Here is a 12,711-nt window from a genome sequence, read left to right as displayed (position 1 = left end):
GTCAGTGCCTCGCCTTGGCCAGTACCCAGGCCGGGATCGGCTTGAGGCCCTTCACCAGGCCGAGCGCAGCCATTGCGCGCAGGCCATACCAGCTGATGTCGATCTCCCACCAGCGGAAGCCCTGGCGGGCGGTGCCGGGAAAGAAGTGATGGTTGTTGTGCCAGCCTTCGCCGAAGGTCAGCAGCGCCAGCCAGAGGTTGTTGCGGCTGTCATCACGGGTCTCGAAGCGGCGCCGGCCGAATCGGTGCGCCAGCGAGTTGATGGTGACCGTGGCGTGGAACAACACCACGGTGGAGATGAAGAAGCCCCAGACCAGCAGCTGCGGGCCGGAGGTATGCAGGCCTGGCGCCACACGCTCGAGCACCGCACCCACACCATACAGCGCAGCGGCCAGCAACACCGGAACCACGGTGTCAAACCGGTCCAGCCAGCGCAGCTCGGGGTAGCGGGCCAGATCGGGAATGCGCTGCAGATCGGTGGCAAAGGCGCTACGGGTGAGGAACCAACCCATATGGCTGCGCCAGAACCCGCCCTGGCGCGGGGAATGCGGGTCCTGCGGTTGATCGGCGTGGCGGTGGTGGTGGCGGTGGTGCGCTGCCCACCAGAGCGGGCCACGCTGCACGCTGGCGGCGCCGATGACCGCGAACACGAACTGCACGGTGCGCGATGCCTCGAACGTCCGGTGCGAGAAGTAGCGGTGATAGAACGCGGTGATGGCGAACATCCTGATCGCGTACAGGAACACGGCGACGGCAACCGCTGTCCAGGACACGCCCACCCAGATCACCCCGAGGCAGGCCACGTGCAGCAGCGCGAAGGGCAGGGCGCGCAGCCAGTCGATGCGGTCACCCTGGCTGCCGTCGATCGCCGCTTCGCTTCCGGCATCGGTGTCGAACCAGCGCTGGAAGGTGCGCAACAGGCGCGAACGTCTGCGGAGTGGAGGCGCTGCGGATGCCATGGACGGAAGCCCGAGGGAGTCGATTGCCTACCTCTACGCGTTGCAGTGCAGGTTGGATGCAGTGGATTGCAACGGGCTGAATGTTCACCTGGTCGTAACACCACAGCGCGCTACCAGCGGTCGCTGCAGCTCAGTGCGCCAGCGCTGCTCCGGCTGCTCGGTTGCGGGCGCGGCGAAGCGCACGGTCACCTGCGGATAATCGCCACGTGCATCGCGCAGGTTGCTGGTACCACGGAACTCGAGCAGGCGGCGATCAGCATCGGCGTAGACCAGCGACAGACGTGGGGCCACCGCGCCGAACCAGGTATCAAGGCGGACATTCACCGCATGGGCGGAAAGCCCCTGCCAGCGCACCGGGCCCTGGTACTGCACCTGCACGGGGTAGAAGCGTTGCCGGCCGGGCACCAGAAAAGGCAGGCTGACCGACGCTCCACCCTGCAGCGTGCGCCAGTGGGCCCGCACGGCGGCATCGAAGCCGGCGTCGATCACGGCATCCGGGGGCAGCGGCAGCTGCCTGGTTCGGGAAGGCGTGGACGTGTCCTCCTTCCAGTCGACCCGGACCACGCCGGGGCCGACCCTCACATCGGCCGCTTGGCCGCTGCGGGCGTCCTGCAGCACATAGCCCCGCATCTGCGGCCGGGTGGCGGCGGGCATCTGCTTGCGGGCGAAAGGTTGGCCCGCAGGGCAAAGGTATTCCACCCAGCGTTCGCTGCCATCGCCGGCGCCGCGCTGCCAATGCACTTCGCGGTAGGCAATGACTCCGTTGGCCAGGGTGGCCACGCCCTCCGAACGCAGAAGAGGGGCGGCCGAAGCGGCGCAGGGCATGCAGAGCAGCAACCAGGCAAGACGCATCGGGGCGATCCATGGGAGGCTTGCGGGCCTGTACGCGCGACGGCGCCGGCTGGATGCACGTTGGCACCCATCCCGGGTGCATCCAACGGGCGCCGTCGCGCGTAGAGGGAAGGACTCCTCTTCACCCAACGGCAGCCCCCGCCGATGTACCGTCCTCCCGCCAGTCCCTCCCATCCCTTCGACACCGTGCGGATCGTGTCCAGTTCACAGCAGCCCAGCAACGAGCCAACGAACTGGAACGGCGAGATGGATGGCGTCGCCCGGCTGCGCGATCGTGACTGCTTCATGCGCATCTACGACCATTTCATGCCGCGCCTGTGCATTTATCTGCGTGGCCTTGGGGCACCCGCAGCGGTGGCCGAGGAGCTGGCCCAGGAATGCCTGCTGCGCCTGTGGCTGCGCGCGGCCGAGTTCGATCCTGCCCAAGGTGCGCTGAGCACCTGGTTGTATCGCATCGGCCGCAACCTGCACATCGACCGCGTGCGTCGCGAACGCAGCTGGATGCAGGTGCAGGAAGCGGTGGAAGACGCCGCTGCCGCCGACGTCGGCGAGCGCAGCAGCGCCGAGCAGTTTGCCGACCATGCCCGCCTGCGCCAGCGCATCAATGAACTGCCGGCCACGCAGGCGCGCCTGGTTCGCATGTCCTACTTCGAGGCCAAGAGCCACAGCGAGATCGCGCAGGCGCTGGGCATGCCGCTGGGCACGGTCAAATCACACCTGCGACGAGCGTTCCTGCAGTTGCAGTCCAAGGTCGGGGGTGCACCATGAATCCGCACCACCACCTGCATGAGTCGACGCTGATGAGCTACGCCGCCGGTGCTCTGCCGGCACCGTTGAGCATCGTCGCCGGCACCCATCTGGAGCAGTGCCCGCACTGCCGCCAGCGGCTGCGCGAAGCGGAGGCCATCGGAGCCGCACTGCTGGAGCAGACCCAGCCCGTGGCGGACGAGGCGCGGCGGGCGGGCCTGCGCGAAGCGATGCTTGCCCAGCTCGTCGAGGTCCAGGCCGACGCGGTGCCAGGCCCGCTACGGTCGATGCCGCGCGAACGCCCCGAGGCGGATCCGGACCATCTGCCGACGTCGCTGCATCCGTACTTCGGCGATTCGCTGGGCCGGCTGCACTGGCGCTGGATGGCGCCGGGAGTGCATTGCATCCGTGCCGAGCAGATGCCGTCGCTGATCATGCTGAAGATCGCGCCGGGCAAATGCCTGCCGATGCACAGCCATGGACGCAGCGAACTGACACAGATCCTGCGGGGTTCCTACAATGATGCGCTGGGTCTGTTCGCGCCCGGCGATGTTGCCGACCTGGACGAGGAGGTCGAGCACCAGCCGGTAACGGCGCCGGGCGTACCCTGCATCTGCGTTTCCGCGCTGGATGCGCCGCTGGTATTCAGTGGTTGGCTGGCCCGCCGGATCCAGCGCTTCGTGAAACTCTAAGCTTCTTCAAGGTCAACGCATGTACGAAGCACGCCCGCTGCGGATTCTGCTGACCGGCGCGACCGGACTGGTCGGGCAGGGCGTTGCCCGTGCCTGCCTCGCTTCGCCGCAGGTGGCACGCACCGCTGCCCTGGTCCGCGGCAAGGCCCCCCTTGACGCGCGTATCGAGCAGATCGTGCTGGCTGATTTCCAGCATGCCCGTGGTGTGGGCCCGCAGCTGGCCGGATTCGATGCGTGTTTCTATTGTGCCGGAGCACCGCCGGTCGGCACCGCCGAGGACGAGTATCGGAAGGTGACGCTCGATGCCACCCTCGCCGTGGCTGCAGCATGGGCCGAGGCGAATCCGGACGGCCGGTTCCTGTATGTCTCCGGCGCCCATGCCAATGCCCACAGCCGGATCATGCCCCTGCGCATCAAGGGCGAGACCGAGGCCGCGTTGGCGCACCTCGCGGTGCGCACCGTCATGCTGCGTCCCGCCGGGGTGCGCCCAGTGGCGGGGACCGGCACCCGTCATGCGTCGTTGAAGCCGCTGTATCGCTTTGGCGGTCCCCTGATGGCGGCGGCGGGCCGCGTCCTGCCCTCACTGGTGACCAGCAACGAAGCCATCGGCCGCGCGATGATCGTGCTGGCGACGATGCCGGAGCCGCCGCCGGTGCTGGAATGTGCGCAGATCAACCGGCTGGGTGGCGCTGCTGCAACCTGATGGGTGCGGTGCACATTTGCTGCACATCGCGCCTACTACAGTCGTCGCTCATCCTTCTGTGACGCATCGACGTGAACCTGCAGCCATCGTCTTCCCTGCTTCGCCCATCGCGCCCAGCGCCTGAAAACGGCCGTTTCGACCTGCTGGATGTCAACGCACTGCAGGATCCCGGCAGCGGCCGCATCGTCCATCTGTATTCGCTGGTGGCGCGTTGCCTGTGCTGCGAGGTCGTATTCAAGGCGCAGGAGGGCGATGGGCTTGTCAGCACGTCTGCCGCGCGTGTACTGCGCTGCCCGACCGGCTGCGGTGAGCAGGCCTTCAGGGGCAGCGCGCTGCGCCAGTGGCGGCCCGCAGCGCAAGGCCCTCAGGCATTGCCCGGCTAAAGCACGGCCGGATTGGCCTGCCACACTGCGTAGTTGAGCGCGCAGGCGAACGTCACCCATGCCAGGTAAGGCAGCAGCAGCCATGTCGCCGCCGGACGCACGCGATGGAAGGCGATGATCGTGGCCACGATCAGCGCCAGCAACAGTGCGATGTCAGCGAACGCCAACGCACCCTGTTTCCAGCCGAAGAACAGCCAGCTCCACAGCACGTTGAGGGCCAGCTGCAGCAGAAAGAGTGCCAGCGCAGGCGCGGCCGCGCGCCATCCGCCCTGGCGCCACACCAGCCACGCCGCCAGCGCCATCAATGCGTACAGCACCGTCCACACCGGACCGAACACGCTGGCCGGCGGTGCCCATGCCGGCAGCGCCAGGCTGGCGTAGAAATCCGCTGCCGAGATCGAGGCACGCGCGCCCAGTGCGGCCGCCAGAAAAGTGACGATGGCCCAGCCCAGAAGGCCAACTGCTTGCCTGCGGACATTCACGGTGTCTTTCCTCCTGCACTATCGCCAACTGCGGTAGTGCGTTGTACGTAAAGGCGTCGCAACTGGATGCAACCTGCGGCTCAGTCGGCCGTTCCGCCGACGCCAGCCTGTGCCGGGGCCGGCAGCAGAGCGGGCCGACCGTCAAACCATTCCCGCGCGCCGGCCAGGTGCCATTGCCGGCGCTGCCCATCCAGCTCGATGCCGGCACCCAGCAGGCCCCAGCGAAGGTAGAGGTCGCCACGCTTGCGCTGGTCCAGCAGATCCAGCCGCGCACGCAGCGAAAGGCGCTCGTTCTCCGCCTGCAGTCCATCCAGTACCAGATGCCCGGCGCGCCAGCGCAGGCGGGTATGCGCATCCACCTGGCCGGAGTCGAGCAGCGACAATGCCCAGCGCGGGTAATCGCTGCGCTCGGCAAACAGCGCCAGCAGCGGGCCCGCGTCGCGCATGGCAAGATCCGCGCGTGCGTCCACCTGGAAGGGTGACTGCGCATCGATGTCACCGCGGGCGATGGTGACCCGGCCCCACCACGGCTGTGAACGCTGCTGCTCACCCACCTGCACGTTGCGCAGTTCGATCACGCTACCGCCCAGATCGAAGCGGCGCTGGCTGAAATCGCCACGCCGCAGCCTGCCATCAACGCGGGCGTCGCCCTGCAGGCCAAGCCCGGCCACCTGCAGGCGTGCGCGTTGGCTGCGCAGGCGGACACTGCCATTGCCAACCCGGCCCTGTGTATCCAGTTCAACGTCGCCGCTCACCTGGCCAGCGCCTCCCAGCAGCCGCACCTGGCCGTTGCCCAGGTAGCGGTTGTAGGCGGTGAGGTCTGGAATGCTTGCGTCATCGAAGCGCAGCTGCGCGCGCACACCCTTGCGCAGCTCGCGCAGGCGACCGTCACCGGTGAGCGTCAGTGCCAGGTCGCGCCCATCGAACAGCGTGGCACCCTTGGCGCCGCCTGCACGCGCATTGAACGTGGGAAGCTTCACTGCCAGTACGGCGTGCGTCGGCGTCCCGGCCTGCAGTTGGCCATGGGCGCTGGCCGTTCCCTGCATGTGCACGCCGGCCACTTCGGCCACCGCCCGCGCTGCAGGAATGTCGACGCTGCTGCCAGCGGCCAGCTCGCCGTTCTGCAGGCGCAGGTCGGCGCGCAGCACGCCACCGCCCTGCAGCTGGAACCAGGGTTTCTGCACGAACAGTGCGGGAATCCAGTTGAGCGAGGTGAAGGTCCATTCGCCCTTGACCGTTCCGGAGGTACGGCCCAGCATCTCGCTGGGTTCGGCGAATGGAATGTGCCGCCCGGTGATGGTCAGATCCGCGTCCAGCGCAGCGCCTGTGCCCTCGCGCTGCGGCAACCGCGCCTGCAGGCGGATATCGCGGGCGGCGTCCAGCTGCACTGCCAGCGTTCCGCGATCGGGGGCGCCAGCTCCCATCTGCAGGGGAACCCGCCAGACCGCATGGCTGCCGGGCTGAAGCGCGCCCTGGTCCAGGGTGATCGCGGCCTGCAGCTGCCCCGGCACTGCGGCGCTGGCGATGGAAGGACGTTGCGTGTCCGTATCCAGGCGCAGGCCCTGGCTGCGTGCCTGCACCTCCAGCAAGGCATGCAGCAGCCCCAGCTTTGCCAGCCCGGGTGCCTGGTCGCGGTAATGCCGTGGGTAGGAGAACTGCGTCTTCAACTGCATGTCGCCGAGCAGCTGGGTGCCGTCAAGGCTGACGTCGGCATCAGCGAACGCCACCTCCGAGTCCAGCAGTTCGGAAGGGCCACCACGCAGCTGCTTCACGAAACCGACCGTGCCGCTGCCCTGGCCAACGATCAGCAGCTTGCCCACGCGGACGCTGCGGATGGTTTCGCTATGAATGGCATCGAACCGCAACGTCCAGCCGCGATCGCCGCGCGGGGGCGAGGGAATGGCCTCCTCCACGCGCGCGATCTCGGCGGCCACCCCGGTCGCGTGCAGCGACGGCACGCGCACCTCGCGCTGGAACAGCGGCAGCAATGCCAAGCGTGCACTGGCGCGGTCCGCGCGCAGCACATACACCGTGTGATTGACGTGGCCGCGCATCTGCACATTCCAGGCGATGACATGCCCCGGCAGCAGCGTGATCGCCGGGCCAGTGGTCATCACGAACTTGTGCGGCTTGCGATTGGTGACCTGGTCGAACAGCGGCGTATTGAGGAAAACATTGCCCGCCAACAGGTACAGCAGATACAGGCCCAGCAGGTACGGCAGCAGCTTGCGGCCGTGACGGCGCCATCGCTGCGGGCGGGCGAGGGAGTGGGGCATGGACCCTCGGCGTGGAATGGGATGGCCATCACTATCGTAGATGCGGCTGCGGCGCGATGTGAACGTGCTGCGCGGGCCGCGCCTGTAATGAGCGTGTCTTTGCCAAAGCAGGTCCTGCCATGCTGGTTCTTGCTCCGGCCTGGACAGGCGCCGGCCTACCTCTGGGTCCTGCCCGGCGAGGTGATGCTCTCGATCTCGATCTTGTCTGGCTCAGCCATGGACCTCTCCTTCAATGCGGATATCCGGGCTGCGCAGGCCCATCGCAATCCAGGCCTTCATCAACCGGGCATAGAAGCGCAGCGAGTGTTGCTTGAGGTTGGGTACATCGGCGGGCAGCACGGAGGGATCGGGCAGATCGCCCACCATGGTGCGCATCTGCAGCGGCGGCCGGGCATCCTCCGGCCACAGCCCGCCATACAGGCTAAGCCAGTGGCCGCCGGTCAGTTCAAGAAACAGTGGCGTGCTGCAGCAGGTGGCCAGCACGCGACGGGTGCCGGCATCGGCAGAGAGGCGGAACGCGGCCAGGCGCTCCACTCCTGCCAGGAACTCCACCCGGTCCTTGCGATACATGACGAACCGGGTAGTCCCATGCGGTCCGAGCAGCCGCTGGGCGCCGGGCAGGCGCTGCAGGCGCAGGCCTGCGGCGCGGCAGCTGTTGCAGCAGCAGTCGACGCAGGCGATGGGTGTGCCGGTCAGGTTCAACGTCACTTCGCCACAGCGGCAGGCAACCTGTTGTGCGGAAGGCATGTGGATGCTCTCTTCGGGGGCTCTTTTTCTATCGACGAACCGGGGGCCCCGGAATCGACAGGGACGGTGGCAGCCGATAGCTCACCCGGTACAGGTCCAGGCTGGCGCCATCGCCGCGACGCGCTGAATAGGTGAGCGTGCCAGGGCGGGACCAGTCGAGCATGGCCCCATAGCTGTCGCTCGCACCGTCGTTGACGGGTGCGGGCAGTCGCATGCCGGGCGCGTAGCGGCCGCCGAACGCGCGTGCCGCGAACTGCTCGACCCGCGAACTGCCGAAGTCCTGTGCACGTGCGAAAACGAGGGTCCGGCCATCGCCCAGGAAGGTGGCGTCGAACTCCTGCGCGGCCGTGTTGACCGCGCCTGCCACCGGCCGCGCAGGTTGCAGTTGGTCATCGTCCACCCGCGCGACATACAGATCGTGGCCACCGGCGCCACCTGCTCGGTCGCTGGAGAACAGCAGGGTGCCACCGTCGGGTGCGAGCATCGGCGCAAACTCGTTGGCGGGACTGTTGACGGCAGACCCGAGATGCTCAACGGCTCCGAACTGCAGGCCCTGCACGGGCACCCTGTACAGGTCATCGCCGCCCAGGCCACCGGGGCGATCGGAGCAGAACAGCACGAAGCGGCCATCGGCGGTGAACGCAGGGTCGAAATCGCGGCCGGGTGTGTTGAACGGAACCGGGCGCGCGGGACTCCACTGGCCGTGCTGCAGATGCGAAACCCAGATGTCATGGCCACCTTCGCCGCCAGGCCGGTCACGGCTGAACCAGAGCGCTGTGCGTCCATCGGGGCTCAGCGTCAGGCGGATTTTGCTGTATCGGGTCGACACGATGCCTGGTGCGAAACGCTCTGCGTGAGGGTCCAGTGCCAACGCCTCCCGGCTGGCATCACCCCCCGGCAGTCCAGCGACCGCGACCGCAAGCGCGACCAGTGAGGCAAGCGCGTTCATGCCTGCCGCTCGAAATCGCTGATCCAGTTGGTCTCCCAGGTCGCTCCGCCGTCTGCGGATGCCGCCTGTTCCCAGCGTGCGGAACGCGGGGTGATCCGCGACCAGATCACCCGCGTTCTGATCGGTTGTCCCCGCAGCTGGTCGTCTCCCATGAACGTGCCGACGCCATCGACGAAACCGCCGCGGACCGGTGCGCCGATCCGCGTGGGATCGCGGCCATCCAACCACCAGCTCGACCACTGGCCACTGCTGGCATCCCATGCGCGGATGCCCATGCCGCGTACGGTCGCAGCGGGGAAGTTCATGACGTTGTCGCCAACGTTGCCGAAGCCGCCCAGCACCGGCCAGTTATGCAGCGTGCCATCGAAGTGGTCCCAGCGGTTGCTGCCAGACAGGCGTTCGCGCAGTCGCTGATGCTGCACGCTCCAACGGCCGACCAGGAAGTCGAAGTCGCGGGGTGCATCCGACTGCAGCGGCAACGGCGAGGGTATCGCTGCCGTGCGGGTGAACCAGTTGCGCCAGTTCACTTCCCAGTGCACGCCGTTGTCCGCGGAGAAGGCCTGCTCCCACCACGGCTGCGCAGCGTGGATGTCGTGCCAGCGGAACCAGACCTGGATGGGCTGGCCCTTGAAGGAATCCGCGCCACGGAAGCTGCCGCCTGTACCGCTGAAGCCGCCACGCACCGGTGCTTCGAAGCGGCTGGGAGCGCGGCCATCCAGCCACCAGATTGCCCAGGTGGCGGAGGCCGGATCGAAGGCACGTACACCCAGGCCGCGGTAGGCGCCACCGGGCAGCTGCATCAGGTTGTCATCGATCGTGCCCAGCCCGCCCAGGGTCAGCCAGACCGCACTGGTGCCAGTGAAATCCACCCAACGCTGGTCGGCCACCAGGCGTTCCTGCAGCCGGCGGTGACGCACGTTCCAGTTGCCCTGCAGCCAACGCCAGTCATTGGCATGGTCTCTGCCGGCATGGGCAGGGCTGGCGCCCAGCGGCAGGCACAGCCCGAAGGCGCCGGCACCGTACAACGCGGCAAGGCCGCCCAGAAATCCACGTCGCTGCATGTCTTATCCCCGTTGTCCGAGATCTCATCTTCGGTGCCGCACGGGGGATTGACCACGCGGATATCGAGGCTCAGGCTAAGCCACACTTATGGTCGCCCACCGCCACCTGCCGTCGCTCGTTGCCATCCGTGCCTTCGAGGCCGCGGCGCGGCTGGGCAGCTTTGCGCGGGCCGCGGAAGAACTGGACACCACGGCGGCATCGGTCAGCTATCACGTCCGGCGCCTGGAAGAGCAGACCGGTGCACGGCTGTTCCTGCGCCACGCCCAGCACGTCGAACTGACCGAGGCCGGTGCCAGCGTCGCAAAGGAGGCTACCCGCGCCTTCGATGCCCTGCGTGCCAGCTTCATGCGTGCCGCCGACATGGATGCCACCCGCCTGCGCCTGACCGCACTGCCTACGTTGGGCACCAGTTGGCTGACGCCGCGGCTGGGTGGCTTCCGCGCCCGTCATCCGCAACAGGCGCTGGAGCTTGATCTGTCGGCGGAGCCGCAGGACCTGGCAGGCGGGCGCTTCGATGCGGCCATCCGCAACGGTCACGGCGACTGGCCGGGGCTGCACGCGGTGGAGCTGTTCCCCAGCGTGTTCACGCCACTGTGCGCGCCCGCGCTTCTTGAAGCCGCCACCGGCCTGGGCGGTGCGCGGCTGCCGGATGTGCCATTGCTGGGGCGTCCGGACTGGTGGGCGCTATGGTTCCAGGCATTCGCGCAGACACCGGCACCCGGGGCGGAGCGCTTCGCCACCAACTTCGCCGCCGAGCATCTGGACGTAGCCGCAGCGATCGCCGGCCAAGGCATTGCCATCGGCTCGCCGATCCTGTTCAAGGCCGAGCTGGATGCGGGGCGCCTGGTGCAAGCCCACGAAGGCGTGGCCAGCGATGGCCGCAGCTTCTGGTTTGCCAGCCCGGCAGGACGCAGCAACGCCCCGAAAGTCGCGCACTTCCGTGAGTGGCTGTGCACCGAGGCAGCGGCGGCCCGGCATGCTGCACGACCCTTGCTGCGCAGGGTGGCCACGCCATGACCCAGAGCCCGGAACTGCTGCGCCGCCTGCTGCGGGCAAAAGACCACATGGACCGGGCCAGCCATGAAGACTGGCCAGTGGCGCGGCTGGCCGGGATCAGTGCGGTTTCCGCGGCCCATTTCGCGCGCTCCTTCAAGGACGCCTTCGGGGTGCCGCCGCACCGCTATCTGCTCAGCCGCCGCATCGAGCGCGCTGTCGCCCTGCTGCGCGATACCGACCTGCCGATCACCGAGATCGCACTGCAGACCGGCTGGACCAGCCTCGGCACCTTTGGCCGCATCTTTCGTGACATCACCGGCGACAGCCCCGGTGCCCTCCGCGACCGCGAGCGGACCGATGCCCCGGCACAGGGCCCGGTGCCGGAGTGCCATGCGCGTGCCGCACGGCGCCCGGACCTGAAGATCGCAGTTTTGGAGAAGCGCCGCCGCACCGGCCTTGTTAGCGTAGATCGCACCTGAGGGAGGATCCTATGACTGGCATGGTGAATGTGGTCGGCCTGTATGTGCACGACCAGGATGTGGCACTCGATTTCTACGTCAACACGCTCGGCTTCCAGGTGCATACCGATGTCGGCAACGGCGACTATCGCTGGCTCACGGTGCATTCGGGCGGCGAGGGCGGTTTCCAGCTCGGCCTGTTCAAACCGGGGCCGCCGGTACACGATGCGGCCACTGCGCTGACCCTGCAGCAGATGGTGGCCAAGGGTGCGATGCCGCCGCTGGTGCTGGCGGTGGACGATTGCCGCGCCAGCTACGAACGGCTGCTGGCACGTGGGGTGGAATTCACCCAGGAGCCGGTGGAGCGCTATGGTGCAGTGGATGCCGGATTCCGTGATCCGTCCGGCAATGGCTGGAAGATGATCGAGCGCCCGGCGAAGACTGCCGCGAGGACGCGGCAGTGAGGGTCGGCAGCTGGACGCGTCCGGTGCACCGCTGGACGTCTATCGTCTTCACCCTGACAGTGATCGCCAACTTCGTGGCGCGCTGGATGGGGCAGGGCGAACCAGCGGACTGGCTGACCTACTCGCCGCTGCCGCCGTTGTTCCTGCAGCTGTTCACCGGGTTGTATCTGTTTGCGTTGCATTACCGCCGCAGGCCGGATGCCGCTCGCGCCGGCGTCGCACCCTGACGCGGGGCGCGCTGGCACATCAAGCGAAGGCGTGGGGGCTGTGGCCCGCCAGCAGAGCGGGAAGCAGCTGCATGGATTCGAAGATCACCTGGGCGCCAGCGGCGCGCAGTGCCTCTGGCGAGCTGTGGAAAGGCCCACCCGGGCTGAAGCCGAAGACGGTGGCCCCGGCGGCAACGCCTGCGGTGGTGCCGGTCACCGTGTCCTCGATGACTGCACAGCGTGTGGGATCAACGCCCAGCGACGCTGCGGCGGCCAGATACACACCCGGGTGTGGCTTGGTCTGCGGTAGATCCTGGCCGCTGAACATGCGTCCTGCGAAGACCTCATGCAGGCCGATCCTGCGCAGTTGCAGTTCCACCTTCAGCAGGTCCGCGCCGGATGCGCACGCAATGCGCCCATCAGTGGCAGCGTGGATGTCGCGCACCGCTGCAGGCGCGCCAGGAATTGCAGTCAGATCGCGCTCCAGCGCGATATTGCGGCGTGCGCGGAACTCATCCAGCCACGCCGGCGTAAACGGCTTTCCCGTGCGCGCCTCGATCAGGTCGGCCTGGGCAGCCACGGACTTGCCGAGGAACACTGCACCGGCCTGGCGGGCCGTCAGTGGCCAGCCGCGCTCGGTCAGCATCTCCGCGAGTACGCGGGAGGTCAGAGGTTCGGAATCGACCAGGACGCCGTCACAGTCGAACAGGACAGCGTCAAACGGGAAGCGTGACAT

Annotated in this window: 16 protein-coding genes; 8 read left to right on the top strand and 8 right to left on the bottom strand. The window is 67.8% G+C overall.

The features are described 5' to 3' along the window. Position 1: 1 nt before the first annotated feature. A complete protein-coding gene (locus D0Y85_RS11020) occupies positions 2 to 958 on the bottom strand; it encodes an acyl-CoA desaturase (protein WP_025874472.1) in 957 nt (318 codons plus the stop codon). 84 nt (positions 959 to 1,042) lie between these two features. Then, a complete protein-coding gene (locus D0Y85_RS11015) occupies positions 1,043 to 1,810 on the bottom strand; it encodes a hypothetical protein (RefSeq protein ID WP_117310488.1) in 768 nt (255 codons plus the stop codon). Between the two features lie 144 nt (positions 1,811 to 1,954). Between D0Y85_RS11015 and D0Y85_RS11010 the strand changes: the two genes are divergently transcribed. The 4 genes from D0Y85_RS11010 to D0Y85_RS10995 all read left to right on the top strand — a co-directional run bounded on the left by D0Y85_RS11010 (position 1,955) and on the right by D0Y85_RS10995 (position 4,335). Next, positions 1,955 to 2,578, top strand: coding sequence for a sigma-70 family RNA polymerase sigma factor (locus tag D0Y85_RS11010; protein ID WP_117310487.1), 624 nt, complete (start codon positions 1,955 to 1,957; stop codon positions 2,576 to 2,578). Further along, a complete protein-coding gene (locus D0Y85_RS11005; RefSeq protein WP_025874475.1) occupies positions 2,575 to 3,249 on the top strand; it encodes a ChrR family anti-sigma-E factor in 675 nt (224 codons plus the stop codon). The genes D0Y85_RS11010 and D0Y85_RS11005 overlap by 4 nt, the downstream gene beginning before the upstream one ends. 19 nt (positions 3,250 to 3,268) lie before the next feature. After that, entirely contained in the window at positions 3,269 to 3,952 is a 684-nt protein-coding gene (locus tag D0Y85_RS11000; protein ID WP_117310486.1) for an NAD(P)H-binding protein, read from the top strand. Between the two features lie 71 nt (positions 3,953 to 4,023). Then, positions 4,024 to 4,335: a hypothetical protein gene (locus D0Y85_RS10995; protein ID WP_032974675.1), complete on the top strand. Its 312-nt coding sequence runs from the start codon at positions 4,024 to 4,026 to the stop codon at positions 4,333 to 4,335. Here the strand turns inward: D0Y85_RS10995 and D0Y85_RS10990 are convergent. The 5 genes from D0Y85_RS10990 to D0Y85_RS10970 form a co-directional block, all read right to left on the bottom strand. Then, positions 4,332 to 4,817: a TspO/MBR family protein gene (locus D0Y85_RS10990; protein ID WP_117310485.1), complete on the bottom strand. Its 486-nt coding sequence runs from the start codon at positions 4,815 to 4,817 to the stop codon at positions 4,332 to 4,334. The genes D0Y85_RS10995 and D0Y85_RS10990 overlap by 4 nt on opposite strands. An 80-nt stretch (positions 4,818 to 4,897) precedes the next feature. Beyond that, positions 4,898 to 7,093, bottom strand: coding sequence for a hypothetical protein (locus D0Y85_RS10985; protein WP_117310484.1), 2,196 nt, complete (start codon positions 7,091 to 7,093; stop codon positions 4,898 to 4,900). 210 nt (positions 7,094 to 7,303) lie between these two features. Further along, positions 7,304 to 7,840, bottom strand: a complete 537-nt coding sequence (locus tag D0Y85_RS10980) for a hypothetical protein (protein WP_117310483.1) — start codon at positions 7,838 to 7,840, stop codon at positions 7,304 to 7,306. A 28-nt stretch (positions 7,841 to 7,868) separates the two neighbouring features. Further along, entirely contained in the window at positions 7,869 to 8,789 is a 921-nt protein-coding gene (locus D0Y85_RS10975; protein ID WP_117310482.1) for a PD40 domain-containing protein, read from the bottom strand. Further along, complete coding sequence (locus D0Y85_RS10970; RefSeq protein ID WP_117310481.1) at positions 8,786 to 9,850, bottom strand: twin-arginine translocation signal domain-containing protein; 1,065 nt, start codon at positions 9,848 to 9,850, stop codon at positions 8,786 to 8,788. Before D0Y85_RS10970 ends, D0Y85_RS10975 begins: the two co-directional genes overlap by 4 nt. An 88-nt stretch (positions 9,851 to 9,938) precedes the next feature. Here D0Y85_RS10970 and D0Y85_RS10965 point away from each other — a divergent pair, with 88 nt between their 5' ends. From D0Y85_RS10965 to D0Y85_RS10950, 4 genes are read left to right on the top strand one after another with little or no spacing between them, the layout of a single operon-like run. After that, positions 9,939 to 10,868, top strand: coding sequence for a LysR substrate-binding domain-containing protein (locus D0Y85_RS10965; RefSeq protein WP_117310480.1), 930 nt, complete (start codon positions 9,939 to 9,941; stop codon positions 10,866 to 10,868). Then, positions 10,865 to 11,326, top strand: coding sequence for a helix-turn-helix transcriptional regulator (locus tag D0Y85_RS10960; protein ID WP_117310479.1), 462 nt, complete (start codon positions 10,865 to 10,867; stop codon positions 11,324 to 11,326). Before D0Y85_RS10965 ends, D0Y85_RS10960 begins: the two co-directional genes overlap by 4 nt. 11 nt (positions 11,327 to 11,337) lie before the next feature. Then, the gene (locus D0Y85_RS10955; protein ID WP_117310478.1) at positions 11,338 to 11,769 is read left to right on the top strand and encodes a VOC family protein; all 432 of its coding nucleotides are present in this window, start codon (positions 11,338 to 11,340) and stop codon (positions 11,767 to 11,769) included. Then, positions 11,766 to 11,996 (top strand): hypothetical protein, encoded by a 231-nt coding sequence (locus D0Y85_RS10950; RefSeq protein WP_117310477.1) that lies wholly within the window; start codon positions 11,766 to 11,768, stop codon positions 11,994 to 11,996. Before D0Y85_RS10955 ends, D0Y85_RS10950 begins: the two co-directional genes overlap by 4 nt. Before the next feature lie 19 nt (positions 11,997 to 12,015). On the opposite strand, the gene D0Y85_RS10945 is transcribed toward D0Y85_RS10950, so the two are convergent. Then, positions 12,016 to 12,711, bottom strand: coding sequence for an HAD family phosphatase (locus D0Y85_RS10945; RefSeq protein WP_117310476.1), 696 nt, complete (start codon positions 12,709 to 12,711; stop codon positions 12,016 to 12,018).

The organism is Stenotrophomonas sp. G4, assembly GCF_003428825.1.
GTDB lineage: Bacteria > Pseudomonadota > Gammaproteobacteria > Xanthomonadales > Xanthomonadaceae > Stenotrophomonas > Stenotrophomonas indicatrix.
This window is presented reverse-complemented; position numbering and strand designations above follow the sequence as displayed.